The following is a 21,165-nucleotide window of genomic DNA, read 5'->3' as shown; positions in this document are numbered from 1 at the left end:
GTTTGATTATGAACCGCTAATCGCCTTAACTTGCCACATCAAGACTAAAAATACTTGAGATTTTTAAAGCCACAAGGTAAGGTAAGTGCAGCAATCAGCCCATTTCTATGTTTTATTTGTTCCAATATTTCATTTATTAAGGAGAGTCGTACAATGATGCGTATTATTTTGCTAGGTCCACCAGGTGCCGGAAAAGGTACTCAAGCCCAGTTTATTTCACAAGAATATGATATTCCGCAAATCTCAACCGGTGATATGCTGCGTGCTGCGATAAAAGAAGGCACTGAGCTTGGCATGCAAGCCCAAGGTATCATGAATGCTGGCGGTCTGGTTTCTGATGATTTAATCATCAACCTAGTAAAAGAACGTATCGCCAAACCTGATTGCGTTAATGGCTGCATTTTTGATGGTTTTCCACGTACCATTCCGCAAGCACAAGCGCTTGCAGACGCTGATGTAACGATTAATCATGTGGTTGAAATCAGTGTGCCTGATGATGAAATCGTCAAGCGTTTATCAGGTCGTCGCCAACATGCAGGCTCAGGTCGTGTCTATCATATCGATCATAACCCACCTAAAGTGGAAGGTATCGACGATGTCACAGGTGAAGCCTTAATCCAACGTGAAGATGACCAAGAAGCCACCATTCGCGAGCGCCTAGCCACTTATCATCAGCAAACTGAAGCCTTAGTGGGTTTTTATCAAGATAAAGCCACTGAGGGCGAGAATGCGCCTGCTTATAACAAATTTGATGGTACGCAAGGTATCGACGATGTGAAGCAACAAGTATTAACCGCGTTAAAAGGTTAATATTTGCTAAAAGTTGAGCATAAAAAAGCCGCTTTCTATTGATAGGAAGCGGCTTTTTACATCACTATTTTCTACTTAATCATTAAATAATTAATAATTAAGCATTACCTTCAGCGTCTATTTGTGCTTGCTGTTGGCTTTGCGCATACGCTTGGTCAAAGTTAACAGGTGCTAACAATAACTGCGGGAAGCTGCCACGAGTGACGATATCGCTAATCACCTCACGGGCATAAGGGAACAACACGTTAGGGCAATATGCGCCTAAGATTTGACCGATTTGGTCTTCTGGGATATCTTTTAATAAGAAGATACCTGCTTGATGTACTTCTGCGATAAATGCCGCTTCTCCAGCATTTTTAGCGTTGACGCTCACGGTCAAAACCACTTGGAAATGGTCATCATCTAGTTTGTCAGCATTGCTTGATAAGTTGATATCTAGCTCAGGGTTCCACTCTTTGGTGAATACTTCTGCACCCGGAACTTCAAGTGACATATCTTTAACATAAATGCGTTCTAGTGCTAATTGTGGTTGTGCTTGTTCGTCAGCCATGATAAATCCTCAAAGTTTAAAAAATATGATTATAATCTTAATCTAAACGCAGTGGTAATAGATTCTTACCAAACGCTACATCTATAAACACCAGCAGCAAGTTAAAGTCTTAGCCTGCCAACAGTTCGTCAAGCTTACCTTGTTGGTTTAGCTGATTGAGCTCATCAAAGCCACCGACAAAGGTATCACCCACGAAGATTTGCGGTACGGTACGATAATTATTGGTTTTTTGCATTAACGCACGACGGTCATCGCTACTCATATCATGCATACCAATTTCTTCATACGCAACCCCTTTAGATTTTAAGAGCTGTTTGGCGTTTGAGCAGTAAGGGCAAATAGGGGTGGTGTAAACTTTCACAGAGACGGTCATGATAAATCCTTAATTGATAAATTTGTAAAGCAATTGTTATGTTATAAAAAGAATGTGATAGGAATAGTTTTATAAAAAATAATCTTATAAAAAACAGTATTATAAAAGTTGCTCATATTGACGGCAATCAAGTTAAGCGCAAGCCTATATTTAATTATGCTCATTATAAAGTGGGGCTAGGCAGGATAAATTCAAGTTAGCGCTGTTAAAGCTTGCAAAAAGTAACACAAGCAGCTTACATAGCCGCATAAAAAAAGACACTACATTATCGAGTGTCTTTTTTAGGCTATATAAGTTGCTTAATATAAGTAATATATTGCTTTATCACATACAGTTTTACTTCAGCAAGGTTGGTTTTGCTTTGCCTTTATTTTTAGCTTGAACGTCTTTGATACCAACCAACGGCATACCGCCTGCTTGCCAGCCACCAATGCCACCATCTAGGCGATAGACGTTATCTTTACCGATCATCTGTACCGCTGCACCTGCTTGTATACCCATATCACAAATGATAATCACAGGGGCTTCAATAGCACGAATTTCTGCTAAGCGGTCTTTAAGGTCCGTAAAAGGAATGTTGCGACTGCCTTGGATATAGCCAGTGGTGAACTTCTTTTTAGCGCGAATATCGATAAGCTGCGCGTTTTGAGAGTTGACCATCATGCCAAGCGTATTGGGTGATATTTTCTTACCACTACGTTTATTTTCAATGGCAAAAAACATGACCGCAAGTACAGCTAAAATGCCAAATAAAAACGGGTGGTGACCCACAAATTCAAGCGCACGATCCAAAACATACCTCCAAAAAATAAGTGTTCTATTAAACTGCGGATACAGCTTAAGTCATTGAACAAGGCGCTATTATACCGATTTGCTCATTCATAGTAAACGCAGGATAACGCCACTACTTTTTAACTGATGACCAGTGAGAGATTCTTAATACTTCCCATTGGTTTAATAAGGTTTGGTATCAGCTTCTTCACGTAGGGTAACAAGGTTTTCAACGCGGCGTTGCAGCACTTGTCCGTCAGCCACTGCTCGCCATAGCGCGCAGCCTTTACTGTTATGAGTATGGCGACAATCGCGGAACTGACAGTCACCCGATAAGGGCGCAAGTTCAATAAAGCCCGAGATAATATCGTCAGGCGTCAAGTGCCAAATGCCGTATTCACGGATACCGGGCGTATCAACGATACCGCCTTGAGTTAAATCATCCGGATTAAACGGTAATAAGCGACTGGTCGTGGTGGTATGTTGCCCAAGTTTTGAATTATCAGAGATAATATTGACGCTTTGCGCGGATTCGGGCAGTAAGGCATTGATTAAGCTGCTTTTTCCGACGCCAGATTGTCCGGCAAAAATTACCAATTTATTATCAATAAACTGTTTTAAATCACCCAGTCCCTGTTGGTCATTACTGCCAGCGATATTTTCAGGGCAATCAACAGACGTTAACACGCTTTCATAGCCCAGCGCGGCATATTGCGCCAACAGCTCATTGGTATCGACACCGTTTTCTTCGGCTAATAAATCCGCTTTATTTAGTACCAGTAGCGGCTTGACACCGGCATGATGGCAAACGACTAAATAGCGGTCAATCAACGTAGGCGCGGCGGCGGGCAATGGTGCAAATACAATGGCGAGAATATCGACATTAGCGGCAACCGGTTTGAGCTTATGATAACGATCCGGACGCGAAACCATTGAGGTGCGCGGTTTTACCGACTCAATGCGCCCAAATCCGGTATTGGAGTCTGCGTTCCAACGTACTTGGTCGCCTGCGGCTAACATCGGCAAGTTAGTGCGAACATGACAGCGCCAAATATCGCCAAGCGCTAACTCCTGCCAAAACGGCTCTGGATCATCGGGTGCAATCTCAGGCTGTTCAGGAATAAAATCGGGCAGGCTGGTCACTTGGACTTCTAATTGCTTACCATAATGCGCCATGACCACGCCATCCATCAAGCTATCATCAATGCTGGTTTGACTCTCCAGCTGTTGTTTATCGATGCGACGAATCTGCTGTTTGGTCAGTTTGCGTTGCCGAATTAATGCCATGGGTAAAACCTATTATAAAAATATTGCTCAGTGTAGCGTGAAAATTTGCTAACATACAGCCTAAAGTAAACGTGACAGACGGTGATTTTGTAACGTTTTGGGCATACATGCCTTTAAGACGTGACGACTGTTCAGGTACATAGCACGCTACTTTTTAGACTATTGATTATATTGAAGCACAATTTATGTCATGTGGCTTTAACAATGATTAACTAACCGATTGATTATAGGACACTTTATGAGTACCAGCGACCATCCCAATAAAATCAAAATTAAAAACCAAGGTAAAAAAGGGCTGGTATGGATTGACTTAGAAATGACCGGACTTGATACGTTAAATGATGAGATTATCGAAATTGCAACCGTCGTGACCGACGAAGATTTGAACGTGCTTGCCGAAGGTCCTGTTTTTGCGATTAAAGTATCGGATCAAAAATTAAACGGCATGGACGACTGGAATACCAAGCAACATGGTCAATCAGGGCTGATTGATCGTGTGCGCCGTAGTACAGTAACCTTGGCAGAGGCTGAAGCTGAGACTATTAAGTTTCTCGATAAATGGGTCGACAGTGGCAAATCGCCAATGTGCGGTAACTCTATCTGCCAAGATCGCCGTTTTATGGCGCGACAAATGCCAGAATTAGAAAAATTCTTCCATTATCGTAATCTCGATGTTTCCTCTATAAAAGAGCTGTGCTTTCGCTGGCGTCCGGATATCCTTAAAAACTTTGAAAAGAATGGCAGTCATTTAGCATTAGACGATATCCGCGACTCTATTCGTGAGCTAAAACACTATCGTCAACACTTCTTTAATTTGCTACCTTAAGTAGTTATTGCTAATTAGGGTAAGAAAAAAGGGTCTGTTAACTATTTAACAGACCCTTTTTTTTAAACTATTTTACTGATGTAAGATTATACTATGTCCAAAAAAATCATCTTTGTAAAAAATTAAATTCAAACAAATCAAACTCGGCATTGTCGTCATTATTGCTATTGCTACTACCATTACTATTATTTGAATTGATATCTACTGTAACGACGCCAATAACTGCACTAACTTTAGGCTGGCGCGTGTCTGAATCAAGCAGTCGCCAATCACCAAGCACGTAGCGGGTCTTGCCGTCAGAGCTGTAATGAATCTCAGGACGATGGGTATGTCCATGTAGCAGCGCATCAAAACTATAGATGGCTCGATTAACCGCAGTGTCATTGATATCCATGATATAAGCGGCTTTTTTGGTGTTATTTTGCTGGCTTTTTTGACGCATGTTATCTGCGATTTCTAAGCGTTTTTCTAATGATTTATTGAGCAAATACCACTGAGTTAAACGATGGCGCATTATTTTACGAAAAAACTGATATTTTTTATCATCGGTACATAGGGCGTCGCCATGTTCAAGTCGATATTTTTCTTGACCAACCTGTAGAGTATACGGCTCAAAAATCAACTTGCCGCCAAACAAGTCACAAAAATCCTGTGCCAACAAAAAATCGCGATTGCCATGCATTACTAAAATATCGCAGCCAGTAGACTGAAGTTGTTGTAATTTGGCGATAATAGGGCTTAACCAATGCGTTTGGCGCGCGTTTGCGCTCAATGTGAGATAAGCATCATCACCTAGCCACACTTCAAACCAGTCGCCTAAAATAAATAAGCATTTGAGCGCAGGCAGAGCAAGGCAATCATCAAGCAATGCCAAAAAAGCCTGCACTAAGGCAGGCTCTTCAGGGGATAAATGCAAGTCACTTATCAATATTTGCCGTACGTCATGAGGACGGGTGGTAATAAGATGATTAAATGTCTGCATTTATCATAATCCTAATAATTTTTAAAATTATCTTTTAAAAAGTCAGCGTCTTAAAAAAACGTCAATTACTGAGTGTCAATTATTTAGTAATGATGGTCGCTGAGTTAATAACAACTGGCTCTTTTGGTACATCAGCGTGCATGCCGAAACGACCAGTAGGTACGCCTTTCATTTTTTCAATCACGTCCATACCGCTTGTGACTTTACCAAACACAGTGTAACCCCAACCTTGCATATTTTTGCCAGAATGGTTTAGGAAGTCATTGTCTTTTACGTTAACAAAAAACTGGCTGGTCGCTGAATGCGGATCTTGGGTACGCGCCATAGCGATAGTGCCCGCGTCATTTTTTAGACCGTTATCTGCTTCGTTTTCAACTGGCTTATTTGTGCCTTTTTCTTTCATCTCAGCGTCCATACCGCCGCCTTGAATCATAAAACCGTCGATGATGCGATGAAAAATAGTACCGTCATAATGACCAGATTTTACGTAGTTTAAAAAGTTTTCTACGGTTTTTGGGGCTTTTTCTTCGTTAAGTTCGATAACGATTGCACCCATATTGGTGTCAAGTTGTACTACTGGCATATCAACCATATTATATTCCTTTTTGATAACCATACCTAAAATGGTACGGTGGTGTGTGAATGTTGTCGCTAGTCTAACGGCTTTTTTGTCGCCTGTCATGTATCAGGCTGTTAATGCGTTTGTGAAACCTGATAGAATAACGCAACTTTAACTTTTACCAGTATATTTTTTCATAATTTTATTAACTTTTAAATTTTTCTATTAAACGTGATATCACGCCCTATAACCTGATAACTTGCGTTAGGAGCAATGCCCCATGAGTGAGCACTCAAACAACATTGAACAAAAAGTGGAACAAAAAAACGACTTTATTCGTAATATCATTCGTGATGATGTGAAGGCGCAAAAATATAAGCAAATCGTCACCCGTTTTCCACCTGAGCCGAATGGCTATTTGCATTTGGGACACGTGAAGTCGATTTGTCTAAATTTTGGTATCGCTCAAGAGTTTGACGGTATTTGTAACTTGCGTTATGACGACACCAATCCAACGGCAGAAAAGCAAGATTATATCGATAATATCAAAAAAGATGTGCGTTGGTTGGGCTTTGAGTGGGCAGGCGAGGCGTTATATGCCTCAAGTTACTTTGACCAGCTTTATGCGTGGGCAGTACAGCTCATTGAACAAGGTGATGCTTACGTGGATTTGCAAACGCTTGAGCAAATTAGGGACAATCGTGGCTCGTTTACCGAAGTGGGTAAACCTTCACCGCAGCGTGATGCCAGTGTCGCGGATAATTTGAAACTGTTCGATGATATGAAAAATGGCAAATTTGCCGATGGTAAAGCGGTATTGCGCGCCAAGATTGATATGGGCGATGCCAATATGAATATGCGTGACCCGATTATTTATCGCGTCATGCATCAAGCGCATCATCAAACGGGTGATAAATGGTGCATCTATCCGATGTATGATTTTGCCCATCCCTTATCGGATGCGCACGAAGGCATTACGCATTCTATCTGTACGTTAGAATTTGAAGACCATCGTCCGTTTTATGATTGGATTGTGAATAAAATTGGCTTTGAGCAACCGCCGCATCAGTATGAATTTTCGCGCCTAAACGTTGACCATACCTTGACCAGTAAGCGTAAACTTAAGCAATTGGTTGATGAAAATATCGTCAGCGGTTGGGATGACCCACGTATGCCAACGATTGCTGGCATGCGTCGTCGTGGTTATACGCCTGAAGGGTTGCGTGACTTCTGTGACCGCGTGGGCGTGACCAAAGCTGATGGCGTCATTGATATGCGTCTTCTAGAGTTTAGTATCCGTCAATCACTTGATGACACCACCGCGCGCGGTATGGCAGTGTTAAAGCCGTTGAAAGTGACTATTACCAACTTTGACGAGGCGGTAAAAGACTGGGAGTCTTTAAAAGCAGAAGGCGTTAATGCACGCTGGGATGAAGAACTACAAACCTTGTGGCTCACACAGCCAAATCATCCGAATGTCGATATGGGTGAGCGTGAAATTCCGTTTACTAAAGATTTGTATATTGACCAAGGCGACTACGAAATTGAGCCGCCAGCTGGTTATAAGCGTTTATCGCCAGAGAAAAATGAGATTCGCTTGCGTAATACTTATGTCTTAGCCGTCACTGAGCATGTGCTCGATGACGCTGGCAAGGTGATTGAGCTAAAAGCCACCATTGATCCAACCACTTTAGGTCAAAATCCTGAAGGTCGCAAGGTGAAAGGCGTGATTCACTGGGTATCGGCAAGCCAAGGTATTCCAGCGACTGTACGTTTATATGAGCAGTTATTCAGCGTTGAAGACCCAAGCAGTGTGAGCGACGTTCATGAAGCGCTTAATCCAAATTCACTGACGGAACTTGCGGCTGTCGTTGAGCCATCATTAGTCAATGCACCTGCTGGCACGCGTTTTCAGTTCGAGCGTGAAGGTTACTTTATCTCTGATGAGCAACAACACAGCACAAAGCAGCCAGTATTTAATCAAATTGTGAGTCTACGTGACAGCTATAAACCTGCATAATTGATGACATCGGCTTAACTCGCCAAACTTAACACTCGTCAAAATTGGCAATAGTAGTTTGCAAAAAAGCCCATTTCTAGTACGCTAGGTATGGGTTTTTTTATAAGAAATAATAAATTTTTGGCAGTAGTCATCACTAAGAATAGTAAAGGTTGAGGATATTTCAATGGCAAAATTTTTAAACAGCAGTGGCACGACTTATCATTTAGAAGAATTGATTAAAAATGCATCGGATAGGCTGATTATTATTAGCCCTTATCTTAAGCTAAACGACCGTATCAAAGAGCTATTAGAAGATAGAAATCGTCTGAAAATTGATATTCGCATTGTCTATGGCAAAAACGATTTGCAACCCGAAGAAATCAATTGGCTTAAAAACCTCACCTTTATTCGCACCAGTTTTTGCAAAAATTTGCATGCAAAATGCTATCTAAATGAAAATGAATGCATTATTACCAGTCTAAATCTTTATGAGTTTAGCCAAGTTAATAATAATGAGATGGGCGTACTTATTAATCGTAATGACGATGCAAAACTATACGCTGACACTTATGATGAAGCGCAGCGTATTATTCGTATCAGTGATGAAGTACGGATGTCACTAGAAAAAATAACCACAGCAGATAATGCCAATAATGCTGCTCATAAAACGGAAAATGCGGTCGCACCTTCTGAATCTAAAGTAGTAGCAGGAGATAAGCCAAATTACTCAAAATTAACCACGTCCAAATTAGCACAAGAACTTGGTGTTAAAACCCAAGAATTAAAAGATAAATTGGTCGCAGCAGGCTATCTTGAAGAAAAAGAGGGAGAGCTGGTACTAACCGATGCGGGCAGTGCCGCAGGTGGCGTGAGTAAACGCGGTAAATTTGGTGATTTTTGCTTGTGGGATTCAGGAATGGTGGTTTAATCGTTGGGTTAAGTAACAGAATGATATAAATGGATAGTAAATCATCATTAGGATAATAAGCATGTTAAATCTAATTAGCGGTCAAAAAGCCAAGTTTACCGATATTGGTATTGCGCAGCAGTTCACCTTGATTGTAGAGTTAACGACCAATAATACGGTTGTCGATGTGGCATGCTTCGGATTAAACGAACAGCAAAAACTGGTAAGTGATGATTACATGACCTTTTATAATCAGCCAAACACGCCCTGTGGCTCCGTCAGCTGGCAGATAGACAATCAGCAACAGCGCTTTGATATTGATCTCAGTAGATTACCGAATACCGTAGATTATTTAGTATTGACCGCGACGATTGACGGTCAGTCAACCATGCGAGAACTTGGCGCTAGTCAGGTCATGTTGGAGCAAGCAGGGCAGACATTAGCAACGTATCCATTTGATGGCAGTGCGTTTGAGAATGAGCGCGCTATTATGTTGCTACAAGTCTATCGTAAAAACGATATTTGGCGTATTAATGCCATTGGACAAGGTTTTAACGGAGGCTTAAGTGCTTTAGTCACGCATTTTGGTGGTGAAGTGGCTGACGATGAGAGCGTAGACCAACCTGTAGCAGATAACACTATCAGTCCAGCACAGAATAAAATTGTCAATACTGCAAATAACTCACCAAAATCTCAGCTTCTTAATCTCAAAAAAGTAACCTTAGACAAACCGGGTAGTGAACATCGAATTAATCTTACTAAAGGTGGCAATGACCATTTATTAGTAGAAGCCATCTGGATAGATAATGGCGATACCAGTGCCAATAATGATGATTTGGATTTGCGTGTTGGCATACTAGCGCAGCATGGTAAAGACATGAGCTATATTAATGCGCCAGAGCAGATTGGCAGTCTGACAACCATGCCTTATATTCAGCATCAGGGCGATATAAAAGTGGCGAGTATCAATGAGCCGGGCAAAGAGACGGTATTGGTCAATCCTGATATTGCGAAGCATTATGGCGGCAAAGTCGCACTGGTATTTTCAGTCTATTCTGCGGTATCAAATGGCGCGGTTTCCATTGCCTCATTGCAGCCTAAGATGCGCATGCAATATCAAGATCAGATTATAGAATGTGTTTTTAATATTAATGCCTCGCCCAAAGCCAAAAGTAACTTGGTGTATACCTACGTTATCGGCATCGCGATTATTGATGAGCACGGCATTACTTTGCAGCATTCAGGAGAGACTAGTAAACGTATGAGCGAGGCAACCCCAAGACTGATGTGGAAAGCGGACAAAGTTGAGCTAAAAATTGATGGTGCAGCGATGTTTAAGCCTAAATGATAGCCAGCAAAAATGGCTGTTAGGGACTTATTGTACGATTCATAAGTTGTCTGCTTAACTCAAAATCGAATAACAGCATTACAATCCGTCACAAGACATTCATAACCAGTTTGTTAAGATGAAATGGCTTTTTAATAATGTGGTACTGAAAACGTTCAAGGTACGAATAGCGTTTCAGACTAAAGCATCAACTATAATAATACCGTGCGCTGACTCAATCTTTGATACTGGCGCTTAAATTTTGCAAAATAAGGACGAAAGAATGGCACATTTACGTTTAGGCGATAGCGCACCGAATTTTGATGCAAGCACTACCGATGGCGATATCAATTTTTATGATTGGGCAGGCGATAACTGGGTGGTTTTTTTCTCACATCCAGCCGACTTTACTCCAGTATGTACCACTGAGCTTGGTCGCGCAGCTGCACTGAATGGCGAGTTCCAAAAGCGCAATGTGAAGCCAATTTGTATCTCAGTAGATAGCTTAGACGATCACCATGCGTGGGCAAAAGATATCGGTGAGACGCAAGGGACTGATTTGAATTTCCCAATCATCGCTGACCCTAATAAAGAGGTGGCGAATCTTTATGACATGTTGCATCCGAATGCCAGTACCACGGCGACCGTTAGAAGTGTCTATATCATTGATCCTAAAAAGAAAGTTCGCTTAATTCTCACGTACCCTGCTAGCTGTGGTCGTAACTTTGATGAAATCATCCGCGTGATTGATGCCCTACAATTATCAGATGAGTATAATATTGCGACCCCTGTTGATTGGAAAGATGGCGATGACGTTATTATTCCAACCAGTGTAAAAACTGAAGATATCGCTGCTAAATATCCTAAAGGTCATACCGAAATTAAACCGTATTTACGTACTACGCCTGCCCCAAATAAATAATTAATCTATAAAATCTAGTCGTATATTTAAAATGCAAAAGCCTCATAACGTAAAGTTTTGGGGCTTTTGTATTTTTATAACAGGTTTTTGACAAGTGTTGACAAGCTTTTGCTATGATGACAAAAGTAGCTCATTATCCTATGCTTAAAATATAGGCTTAAAATATAAAAATTAGGTATTGATCACTACTATTAATTCGATATTTAATGGGTCTTACAATAAAAACTAACGGCGCATTGTCGCTACTTGATATTTCTTACAAGGATTTTGCCATGAAAAAATTATACTTATCCCGTACCGCGCCAAACCCTCGCAAAGCACTCATTCTACTTGCATCAAAAGGTATCGACATCGATGATATGGATGACCTTGATGTGGTAGATATTGATATCCCCAGTAATGAGCATATGACGGACGCTTTTACCAAGCTCAATCCTATGCAGACTGTGCCGGTAATGCAGCTCGATGATGGTACTGTACTTAATGATTCACAGGCTATCTGCGAATATCTTGATCGCGTTTATGGTGAGCGTTCAGTGATGGGTAATGATGTCGTGCAGCGTGCGCAAGTATGCGCCATGCGCCGTATTGCTGAGTTTGAAGTACTGTATAACTTTATGTTGGCATTTCAACACAGCCATCCATCAAAAGCGCAGCGTGTTGATCAAGTACCAGAGTTCGCGGCTAAATCGATTGAGCGTGCTATTAAAGCATTGCCTTATTTTGAAGCAGCCTTAGAAGGTCATCAATATTTAGTTGGCGACCATCTAAGTTTTGCTGATATCGTACTGTATTTAGGACTTGATTTTGGCAAAGTATTAAAAGTAAACCCTGCTGATCATGGCGAGAATATTGCACGTTTTTATAAGCATATGAATGAGCGTTTTAGTATTCAAACCATGGCGAAAGCTAAGTCAACAGCTGATGATGCGTAATCATTTTAAAGTATAAATGACGCTTAATCTCGTTATAGCTATATAGCTATGAAATGGACTTCCAATTTGGCAGTCCATTTTTTGTTAATGGAGATAATATGAATACAAACAAAATTTTAGACCATTAAATCAAACATTTTGTTACAAAAGCGAGTGATATCAAGGTTATAGTGAGTAAATAATTCTGAGTTGCTTGTTCTGAACCGCTAAGTTTGACATAAGCATGCTAGAAGCAGATGTGCAGGCAATCAGGATATGATTTATTTGTAATGCTATAGGTATAATAATCATGAAATCATCTTTGCAAATTACTTTATTGCCAACGTTACTGGTAGTAAGCTTAGCACTATCGGCATGTCAAAAGGCTTCGTCACCTAACGATATTGAGGCACAGAATGATGGAGATAATAATAGTATCGCTGATTCAATGAGCGCAGCAACGGCGGCAGTGGCTATAAGCCCTGAACAGCAAATAATTGATAGTCTGTCAAAATATCGCTGGACACTAGATACGGCATATAATAGTAACAAGCAGCCGTTGACCTCTTTGATGACGATTAAAGACCAAGTCACTTTAAGTTTTAATGACTATCAAGGGCAGAATACCATCAACTATAGTGTCGGTTGTAATACCATGAGCGCCGCTTATCAATTACAGGGCGATACCTTTACCACCGAAAACAGTATGAGTACGAAGATGTCGTGTGCCGATCTTAATAGCACAGAAAACCGTCTGAATGAGCTGATGGAAGGCGACAGTGTGCTCAGTTTAGCAGATGGTGACACACCACTACTGACACAGGTAACAAGCGATGCGGTGACCTTAGTTTGGACGGGCAGAATGACGTCACAAGCCAAGTATCATAGTAAAGGTGAGACGTTATTTTGGTCAATCAGTGCGCAAACTAAGCATTGCATAGGCGATAGTAGCCAACAGTGCCTGCAAATCAAACCAGTGACGTATGATGAGCAGGGCGTAAAGGTTAGTGAAGGTAAAGAGGTGGAATTCGCGGGTACTATTGAGGGTTATCAACATGATAAAAATCATGATGAAGTACTGCGTTTACAGCGTTATAGGCTAGAGGGTAATGAGAACTTAGCAAAGGTATCCGATGCCAAGTATGCCTATGTTCTTGATACGGTTATTGAAAGTACGGTTATTGAAAGTACAGTAGTGGAATAGTTAAGTGAGATTAATAATAAGAAAATAACCAATCATTTAGAATAAAAAAACACGCCTACCTAGTGCGTGTTTTTTTTATTAAAACTCTAAGCCATGAAGTTTTTTTAAGTAGTTTATTAACGGCGATTGTTTAAGTCTTCTTCTGTTAAACGCCAACGTCCTTTTTTCTTCGTCGCACCGCGTCCACTCATGCCGCTATTTAGTAAAAGTTTGCTCATAGAATGGCTAGAATGTGCATGGCAAATGGCGCAGGCAAGCCCATCAGCGGCATCTTGCTGCGGTACGACATCAAGCTTCAGGATACGGCAGACCATCTCTTGTACTTGCTCTTTGGCGGCAGCACCATAACCACAAACCGCCTGTTTAATCTGACGCGCGGTATATTCTGAGACTTCTAAATCTAACGCCACCATCGCAGCTATTGCCGCCCCACGCGCTTGCCCAAGCTTTAATGCAGAATCCGGATTCTCTGCCATAAATACTTGCTCAATCGCGGTATAAATAGGCTCGTCGCTATATTTCAGATGATGCTGGGTGATTCGCGTTAAGCCGTTAAAAATGCGCTTAAGGCGTTCTGGCATTTCTTTGGTATCCGTACGAATCGTACCGGCGTCGATATAGGTCAGCTTATCGCCTGTTTGTTGAATAATGCCATAACCAGTCATGCGTGAGCCGGGATCAATCCCGATAATAATTGCCATAGGGTTCCATATCACTTAAAAAACGCTTACAAGTTTGATAGTATAGCAAGCCATCCCCATATACATCATAAGTTAACCATTTTAATTTATGCAAAGCTTTTACTTTATTATTTTACAGGACGACACTTTATGGGTCAGATAGTCGGTATTGCCATCGTTTGGTTTATTATTGAAATGCTACTGTGGTATTTAATGGCACAGTTTATCAGTGGCTGGCTAGTCTTTGGTTGGTTTATTATTGCTGCGGTGATTGGCATTTCGCTTATTCGTAAAGGCATGGTGGCGCTAAATCCGATGGCACAGCAAATGAAAGCGGGCGGTATGATGAACCCTGCCATGCGCCCACAAGAATCTACCATGCTAAAAAGTGTCGCTATGGCGGTCGCGGGTCTATTATTATTGATTCCTGGTGTTATCAGTGATTTGCTCGCATTGTTGGTGGTATTGCCGCCTGTCCAAAAGAGACTAAAAGACATGGCGAATAAATATGTCATGAATAATCAGCAAAAAATGATGGAAATGATGGCGAAGCAGATGGGTGGTCAAATGGGAGGTGGACAGAATCCCTTTGGTGGTATGGGAGGAATGGGCGGACAAAATCCATTCGGTGGCGCAGGTGGTATGGGTGGACAAAACCCGTTTGGTCAGCAGCAACAAAATCCATTTGGCGATGTGTTCAAGCAGCATACCACTGTTGATGGCACCGCTAAAGATATTCCAATAGATGTTAAGAAAATCACTAAACCGGCTAATGATGAGTAAGTTATTCTCTTAGAATGTCACGACTGCTGTGAATATATATCAGTAGTCGTTCTCTTATTCCATGAACAATTGTTCGATGGGGTTTAGCAGTCAAATCAGCATAAAAAAAGGTCCTTTTGACTATTTACCAAAAGGACCTTTTAATCTTTATTCATTTGAATTTTTATTGATATAAATAAGTTTTCATCGTGCTTGCTCGTATCATTCTTATTGCGCTTTTAGTTACTAATAAATAGCTCAATAACAAATGACAATCACTAAAAGTAACAACCGGAGTGCCGCCGTAAGATGGTGACCCATGAACCGTGAAGTTCAGGGCGGATGCGTCATTACCTCTGTAGGTTTCCTGAAACACCGCAAGCGGTGCAGGCATACACAATGAGGCAATAGGTAGCGCATCCAGGTATAACATTATCGGCTCAGGGAATAAACATCTACTAGCCAACACTCCAGAATAAAACCATATTAACCAATGAAAAAGCTGATTGCAAGTCTGTTTTACAGATTGCTACGTCGTATTAATAATTGAGCTATTTTTTATACTGTTGAAAATTTTATTTAAAATTTACGTTAAGGCAATCTGCTTAAACAGCCCTAAATAATGTCGGGTTTTCGGCTATTTTGAGATTTGTGTTAGTATAGAGCGCTTGATAAGTATCAATCCTAATTCATTTTAATAATGCACGATAGGCGTTCATTCACTTGAGGAGCGGTAATCTATGACCAGTACGCAGCAACAATCAGAGTCTATTGACGATAATCAGATCCAAGCAAATAATAAGCAGAATAAAAAAATCCCGCATGTACTAATGATATTAGACGGTTTTGGGCATCGCGAAGATGTGAAGGATAATGCCATTGCTGCTGCCAATATGCCCAATCTGGATAAAATTTATCAGCAGTATCCGCACGGACTCATATCTGCTTCAGGAGAAGATGTGGGCTTGCCGGATGGTCAGTTTGGTAATTCAGAAGTTGGACATATGAATTTAGGCGCTGGACGTGTGCTTTACCAAGACTCAACGCGTATCTCAAATGAGCTAGCAAACCGTGATTTTTATAAAAATGAGGCGTTAGTTGGGGCGGTACAGGCGGCGAATGAGCTGGGCGGTAATGTACATATCATGGGTTTATTGTCGGATGGTGGTGTGCATTCACATCAAGATCATATCGAAGGGATGTGTCATTCGGCTTTGGTGCATGGGGCGAAGAATGTCTTTGTACATTGCTTTTTAGATGGTCGTGATACACCGCCAAAATCTGCGGATAAATATATCAATCGCCTGCGTGATTATATTGAAAAACTGAATGCGCATTATGAAGGTCGCGTACGGATAGCCAGTATCATCGGGCGCTACTATGCGCTGGATCGTGACAATCGTTGGGATCGGGTACAAAAAGCCTATGAGCTACTGACTGAAGGTAAAGCAGACCGCCTAGCCACTCGTGCTGATGGGGCGATACAGGCAGCTTATAAAGCGCGCGAGACGGATGAATTTATCAATCCAACCGTGGTGATTGGGCGTGATGAAGTGCCGTTTACCGTTGATGACAATGATGCGCTTATTTTCATGAACTTCCGCTCTGACCGTGCGCGTGAGTTGGCGCAGGCATTTGTGCTGCCAGACCATGAGTTTTCAGGTTTTGCCCGTCATAAGCGTCCTAAGCTTGCTGCTTTTGTGATGTTAACGAAGTATTCAGATATTTTGGCGGACAGTCCTAAAACCAGTATTGCGTATTATCCAACCTCATTGAGCAATACCTTAGGCGAATATTTACAAGATAAAGGCAAAACCCAGCTACGTATCGCTGAAACTGAAAAGTACGCGCATGTCACATTTTTCTTTAGTGGTGGACGTGAGGCAGAATACGAAGGTGAAACCCGTATTTTAGTGCCGTCTCCAAATGTAGCCACTTACGATTTACAACCGGAGATGAGTGCGCCTGAAGTGACGGATAAATTGGTTGCTGCCATTGAGTCAGGTGAATATGACGTCCTAATTGTGAACTATGCCAATGGTGACATGGTCGGGCATACCGGCGTGTTCGATGCGACTGTCAAAGCTGTGGAAGCGCTTGATGTCTGCGTAGGTCGCGTTGAGGCAGCAGTACGTGCTGCTGGTGGCGATATCCTGATTACCGCTGATCATGGCAACTGTGAGCAGATGCAGGACTATGAGAGTGGGCAAGTGCATACTCAGCATACGACTGAGCATGTACCATTGATTTATATTGGTGACCAAAAAGTACGGGTTCGCAGCGGCGGTAAGCTGAGTGACGTTGCGCCGACGATTTTAGCCTTGATGGATATTGAGCCACCTACTGAGATGACCGGTGAGAGTTTACTCATTCCAGCATTGTCGTAAATATATGTCGTAAAGACAAATCGTAAAGACAAGTCGTCAATCACTGTCATAAGTGCATCGTTTAGATAAGCAGACGAATGATTAATAAAGGGAAGAATACCTGTGATTCTTCCCTTTTGTATGCGTTATATTTTTACTGATTTCGTCCATAATACCATTTGAATATTCACCATACACTTACTGCTATGCTGTTTTTATTAGCATATAATTGGCTTGTCACTCTCTACCTATAATAATAACACGCTATATTTTCCTTATTTTATACGAGTCTTTTTATGCGTTTATCTACTCACACTTTATCTCAACCATTAAAATTATCGACGTCTATCAAATTAGCGTTACGTAAACCTGTCTTAAAAATAAGTATGTTTGGGCTGTTAGGCATACTAAGCCTGTGCTCTCAGTCTGCAGTTGCCGCTAGTAGTACGACTAATAGTAAGACCAACACTACTACCAATCATAAGACCAATAGTAAGACCAATAATAAGACCAATTCAAAAACGCCCAAGACCACCGTTATCAATAAGCAGACGGTGAATCAAAATAAATCAACGCCAAAAAAACCAGCCAATAATACGACCGTTAATACTAAAACCGTCAAAGAAAATATAAAAAAGGCGCCTACCACAGATTTGAAACTGATTAATCTAAAAAGAGATGAAGTTAGTGCTGAGGATGGCGCTGATGACCTATCAGATATCCCTGCCGTAGTCGATGAAACCGACGATTGGATGAATGATATGAGCAGTACCAGTGCGACCAATACCACGATAAAAAAGGCGCGCCCCAATGCCGTATTGTCACCAGACACTAAGCTACCAAATACTAATTCACCGAATGCTAATTCTCAGGTTGATGTCTCAGGCGTTATCAACACTGACATTCCCGCTGAAGTGGCGCAAGTATCGTTAAATGCGATTTCACCTGAAACTTTAAAGACGTTTGTCGCGGTCGTAGATTTAATACGGCGTGAATATGTTGAACCCGTCAATGACGAAGAGTTGTTTAATAACGCCATGAGTGGAATGCTAACCAAGCTTGATAGTCATGCGGAATTTTTAGATGCTGAGGCGTATGAAAATCTACGCGCCTTTACCCAAGGTGATGTGGGTGATATCGGTATCAAAGCCGCCTATGATGCGTCGCTTGGTTATTGGGTCATTACAGACGTGAGCAATAAATCCTCAGCAGATAAAAAAGGAATTGCGGTTGGTGATTATTTGCATCAAATCGATGGATTTAAGCTCGATGAAGAGAAGCAAAGCAATGATATTCAGCAGTTGTTAACAGGCATTGCCGGTACGCAAGTCGATGTTATCACCTCTAAAGCGGGTCGTCGTAAACACACCACGACTTTGCAACGTAATAATATGCACGCTCAGACCATTGAGACACGACTGGTCGATGGTATGGCTATTATTAAACTACCAGCATTTCAAAATAACAGTCGGGAAGAAATATTAAAAAGCTTGACCAGTTTAAATGCACCCGTCTCAGGTATCTTACTTGATTTACGTGACAATCCCGGTGGTGTATTGACATCGGCGGTGCAAGTTGCCAGCTTATTTATGGATAATACCAAGGTAGTACAAGTTAAAAGCCGTCAAAGTGAGTTAACGACTTTATCAACTCTAGGTACAGCAGTACTTAAACCGTTACCGGTTGTAATTTTACAAAACCGTTATTCGGCTTCAGCAGCTGAAGTGCTAGCCAGTAGCTTACAGACACAAAAAAGAGCCACTATCGTCGGTGAGGTCAGCTATGGCAAAGGCTCAGTACAGTCCGTCATACCGCTCAATAACGAGCAGGCTGTCAAGTTAACGGTCGCCTATTATCTGACAGCCACGGGCAAGAACATAGAAAAAATTGGCGTGCAGCCAGATGTCACGTTATCGGGTAATGAAAGCAGTTGGGAGCGCCAAGCATTAGAGATATTACGTAAGCAAGTCACCTCTTTGGGTATCCGCTTTGTGCAAAAAGATACTATTAATTAATAGCAAATAGCAAATAATGACTTAAAAAGTAACAAGCGTCTTATAAGAGTGATGTCTAGACATCACTCTTATAATTATCTATCAGGTTTTAAAATTATTAATTAATCACTATGTTGGTCTTCATCTATTTCTAGCTTTTTCATACGATAGCGTAGTGAACGAAAGGTAGTTCCTAATAATTCAGCCGCTTGGGTTTTGTTTCCGTTGGTCTGTTTTAATGCCGCGATAATCAGTCGTTCTTCTTGTTCTTGTAAGTAGGCTTCTAAACCTTTTGATGGTAATCCAGTAATAGATGCTAGCGTTGACGAAGGTTTATTAACATCCTCTCCAAGCTTACTGGACGGTTCATTACTTATCGTCTCATTCTGAGCACTACGTTTCCTAACATTGGTAGGCATTGATGCTTGAATAGCTGAAGGATAGAGCTGGTTAGTGGTACGATAGGGATGAAGATTAATAGCATTAAGCCCATTTTTTGTAGATGCCGTTGACGGCATGTTATGAGCTTGGTCAGGTTTTATGGCAGGCAAGTCTGTCGTATTTGCAGTAGCAATATGATTACTGGCAGCATGACTCATGACATTATCCGTATTTCGCGTTTCATGATTTAGAGCTTTTTGATTCAGAGGTTCATGATTTAGAGCTTCATTATTATCACTAAGCTCAGGCAGTCCTAAATGATTAACGTCAATCATTATGCTTTCAGATAACGTAATCGCCCGCTCAAGGATATTACGCAGCTCCCGAACATTACCGGAAAAATCATGCTGCTGTAGGCGCTTATAGGCACTATCGGTTAATTGTGAGGGCGCATCTAGTTGCCACTCCTCAGCAATCAATGCTAAAAAGTGCTGAGCCAATGCTGGGATATCCTCATAGCGAGCGTTAAGAGCAGGTAATTTAAGCTCAATCACGTTGATGCGATAATATAAATCTTGACGAAAAGTACCCAGTTGCACCAGTTGATTCAAATCTTTATGGGTAGCAGAAAGAATACGAATATCAACGGGAACTTCTCGCGTATCGCCAATGGGACGAACGTTTTTTTCTTGAATGGCGCGTAAAAGTTTTACCTGCATGGCTAGTGGTAAATCTGCCACTTCATCCAAAAATAGAGTACCACCACTGGCTTGTTGAAACAGCCCTTGCTTGTCTGCCACCGCGCCCGTAAAGCTGCCTTTTTTGTGACCAAAAAATTCGGACTCCATCAGCTCTGAGGGTATAGCGCCGCAGTTGACCGGCACAAAACTACCATCACGGCGTGGGCTTAAATCATGAATGAGCCTAGCAACCACTTCTTTACCCGTACCCGATGCACCTGATAAAAATACCGGTGCTTGCGAGCGTGCTAATTTTAAAATGGTATTTTTGAGCGTATGCATCACAGCAGAGTTACCGATAAGGCGACTGTCTAATAGCTGCTGCTCAGGCGTGCGAGCGTTTGGCGATTTGGTATCTTTATCTTGACGAATAACTTTTAGAGCATTTTCAACCAATTGGCGTAAACGCGGTAATTCAAGTGGCTTATTCACAAAGTCAAATGCACCCAGCTTAAGAGCTTCTATCGCCAAGTCCATACTACCATGAGCGGTAATAACCGCAACAGGCGTGCTTGAGCTGCTGCTGATTTGTTTCACCAAGTCTAATCCTGAGCCATCAGGAAGGTTTAAATCAGTTAAGCAAAAGTCATATTCATTTACTTGCCAATAAGATTGGGCTTGCAATAGGGTATAAGCGACATCACTTTTGATACCCATTTTTGTCAATGTGATTTGCATCAAACGACATAAATCCACCTCATCATCGACGACCAGCGCAGTTGCTGTCATATATCACCTCATATCTATTCAATTGGTACAAGTTGTAAAAATGCTATTTAGCTTTCGCTGTTTTAATATTGTTTTTTAT

General features: G+C 41.5%; 19 protein-coding genes and 1 other RNA gene. 11 read left to right on the top strand and 9 right to left on the bottom strand.

All coding sequences use genetic code 11. From position 1 onward, the window contains the following. The first annotated feature begins 156 nt into the window (after positions 1 to 156). Complete coding sequence (gene adk / locus AOC03_RS02985; protein ID WP_204247936.1) at positions 157 to 810, top strand: adenylate kinase; 654 nt, start codon at positions 157 to 159, stop codon at positions 808 to 810. A 97-nt stretch (positions 811 to 907) separates the two neighbouring features. Here the strand turns inward: adk and secB are convergent, their stop codons facing one another. The 4 genes from secB to rsgA form a co-directional block, all read right to left on the bottom strand. Next, a complete protein-coding gene (gene secB / locus AOC03_RS02980; RefSeq protein ID WP_062533531.1) occupies positions 908 to 1,360 on the bottom strand; it encodes a protein-export chaperone SecB in 453 nt (150 codons plus the stop codon). A 109-nt stretch (positions 1,361 to 1,469) separates the two neighbouring features. Beyond that, positions 1,470 to 1,733, bottom strand: a complete 264-nt coding sequence (grxC, locus tag AOC03_RS02975) for a glutaredoxin 3 (RefSeq protein ID WP_062533530.1) — start codon at positions 1,731 to 1,733, stop codon at positions 1,470 to 1,472. 336 nt (positions 1,734 to 2,069) lie between these two features. Next, entirely contained in the window at positions 2,070 to 2,525 is a 456-nt protein-coding gene (locus tag AOC03_RS02970) for a rhodanese-like domain-containing protein (RefSeq protein WP_062533529.1), read from the bottom strand. Positions 2,526 to 2,687: 162 nt separating this feature from the next. After that, positions 2,688 to 3,791, bottom strand: coding sequence for a ribosome small subunit-dependent GTPase A (gene rsgA / locus AOC03_RS02965; RefSeq protein ID WP_062533528.1), 1,104 nt, complete (start codon positions 3,789 to 3,791; stop codon positions 2,688 to 2,690). Positions 3,792 to 4,029: 238 nt separating this feature from the next. On the opposite strand from rsgA, the gene orn reads away from it, so the two are divergent. After that, positions 4,030 to 4,617: an oligoribonuclease gene (orn, locus tag AOC03_RS02960; protein ID WP_062533527.1), complete on the top strand. Its 588-nt coding sequence runs from the start codon at positions 4,030 to 4,032 to the stop codon at positions 4,615 to 4,617. Positions 4,618 to 4,723: 106 nt separating this feature from the next. On the opposite strand, the gene AOC03_RS02955 is transcribed toward orn, so the two are convergent. Both AOC03_RS02955 and AOC03_RS02950 read right to left on the bottom strand, forming a co-directional pair. Continuing rightward, positions 4,724 to 5,599, bottom strand: a complete 876-nt coding sequence (locus tag AOC03_RS02955; protein WP_062533526.1) for a UDP-2,3-diacylglucosamine diphosphatase — start codon at positions 5,597 to 5,599, stop codon at positions 4,724 to 4,726. Between the two features lie 79 nt (positions 5,600 to 5,678). Further along, positions 5,679 to 6,191 carry a peptidylprolyl isomerase gene (locus AOC03_RS02950; protein WP_062533525.1) on the bottom strand — a complete coding sequence of 171 codons (513 nt, stop codon included), beginning with the start codon at positions 6,189 to 6,191 and terminating at the stop codon, positions 5,679 to 5,681. A gap of 247 nt (positions 6,192 to 6,438) precedes the next feature. On the opposite strand from AOC03_RS02950, the gene AOC03_RS02945 reads away from it, so the two are divergent. The 6 genes from AOC03_RS02945 to AOC03_RS02920 all read left to right on the top strand — a co-directional run bounded on the left by AOC03_RS02945 (position 6,439) and on the right by AOC03_RS02920 (position 13,434). Further along, a complete protein-coding gene (locus tag AOC03_RS02945; protein WP_062533524.1) occupies positions 6,439 to 8,178 on the top strand; it encodes a glutamine--tRNA ligase/YqeY domain fusion protein in 1,740 nt (579 codons plus the stop codon). Positions 8,179 to 8,344: 166 nt separating this feature from the next. Then, positions 8,345 to 9,088, top strand: coding sequence for a phospholipase D family protein (locus AOC03_RS02940; RefSeq protein ID WP_062533523.1), 744 nt, complete (start codon positions 8,345 to 8,347; stop codon positions 9,086 to 9,088). 61 nt (positions 9,089 to 9,149) lie between these two features. Next, positions 9,150 to 10,415, top strand: coding sequence for a TerD family protein (locus tag AOC03_RS02935; protein WP_062533522.1), 1,266 nt, complete (start codon positions 9,150 to 9,152; stop codon positions 10,413 to 10,415). Between the two features lie 262 nt (positions 10,416 to 10,677). Next, positions 10,678 to 11,316, top strand: coding sequence for a peroxiredoxin (locus AOC03_RS02930; protein ID WP_062533521.1), 639 nt, complete (start codon positions 10,678 to 10,680; stop codon positions 11,314 to 11,316). Positions 11,317 to 11,588: 272 nt separating this feature from the next. Next, positions 11,589 to 12,251, top strand: a complete 663-nt coding sequence (locus tag AOC03_RS02925) for a glutathione S-transferase family protein (protein WP_062533520.1) — start codon at positions 11,589 to 11,591, stop codon at positions 12,249 to 12,251. Positions 12,252 to 12,540: 289 nt separating this feature from the next. Next, positions 12,541 to 13,434, top strand: a complete 894-nt coding sequence (locus tag AOC03_RS02920) for an META domain-containing protein (RefSeq protein WP_062533519.1) — start codon at positions 12,541 to 12,543, stop codon at positions 13,432 to 13,434. A gap of 116 nt (positions 13,435 to 13,550) precedes the next feature. Here AOC03_RS02920 and ruvC read toward each other — a convergent pair whose 3' ends face one another. Further along, a complete protein-coding gene (ruvC, locus tag AOC03_RS02915) occupies positions 13,551 to 14,135 on the bottom strand; it encodes a crossover junction endodeoxyribonuclease RuvC (RefSeq protein ID WP_062533518.1) in 585 nt (194 codons plus the stop codon). A 129-nt stretch (positions 14,136 to 14,264) separates the two neighbouring features. Here ruvC and AOC03_RS02910 point away from each other — a divergent pair, with 129 nt between their 5' ends. After that, on the top strand, positions 14,265 to 14,897 hold the full coding sequence (locus tag AOC03_RS02910) for an FxsA family protein (RefSeq protein ID WP_062533517.1): 633 nt from the start codon (positions 14,265 to 14,267) through the stop codon (positions 14,895 to 14,897). A gap of 263 nt (positions 14,898 to 15,160) precedes the next feature. Here the strand turns inward: AOC03_RS02910 and ssrS are convergent. After that, positions 15,161 to 15,356, bottom strand: a non-coding RNA gene (gene ssrS / locus AOC03_RS02905) — 6S RNA. Positions 15,357 to 15,616: 260 nt separating this feature from the next. Between ssrS and gpmI the strand changes: the two genes are divergently transcribed. Together gpmI and AOC03_RS02895 are read left to right on the top strand one after the other, a co-directional pair. Continuing rightward, entirely contained in the window at positions 15,617 to 17,263 is a 1,647-nt protein-coding gene (gene gpmI, locus AOC03_RS02900; protein ID WP_084785752.1) for a 2,3-bisphosphoglycerate-independent phosphoglycerate mutase, read from the top strand. Positions 17,264 to 17,538: 275 nt separating this feature from the next. Continuing rightward, positions 17,539 to 19,257 carry a S41 family peptidase gene (locus AOC03_RS02895; RefSeq protein WP_227514276.1) on the top strand — a complete coding sequence of 573 codons (1,719 nt, stop codon included), beginning with the start codon at positions 17,539 to 17,541 and terminating at the stop codon, positions 19,255 to 19,257. Positions 19,258 to 19,358: 101 nt separating this feature from the next. On the opposite strand, the gene AOC03_RS02890 is transcribed toward AOC03_RS02895, so the two are convergent. Continuing rightward, positions 19,359 to 21,086: a sigma-54-dependent transcriptional regulator gene (locus AOC03_RS02890; protein WP_062533516.1), complete on the bottom strand. Its 1,728-nt coding sequence runs from the start codon at positions 21,084 to 21,086 to the stop codon at positions 19,359 to 19,361. Positions 21,087 to 21,165 lie beyond the last annotated feature (79 nt).

Origin of the sequence: Psychrobacter urativorans (genome assembly GCF_001298525.1) — a bacterium.
In the GTDB taxonomy this organism is placed as follows: domain Bacteria; phylum Pseudomonadota; class Gammaproteobacteria; order Pseudomonadales; family Moraxellaceae; genus Psychrobacter; species Psychrobacter urativorans_A.
Note: the sequence above shows the minus strand (reverse complement) of the source record. Positions and strands in the feature narration are given on the sequence as shown.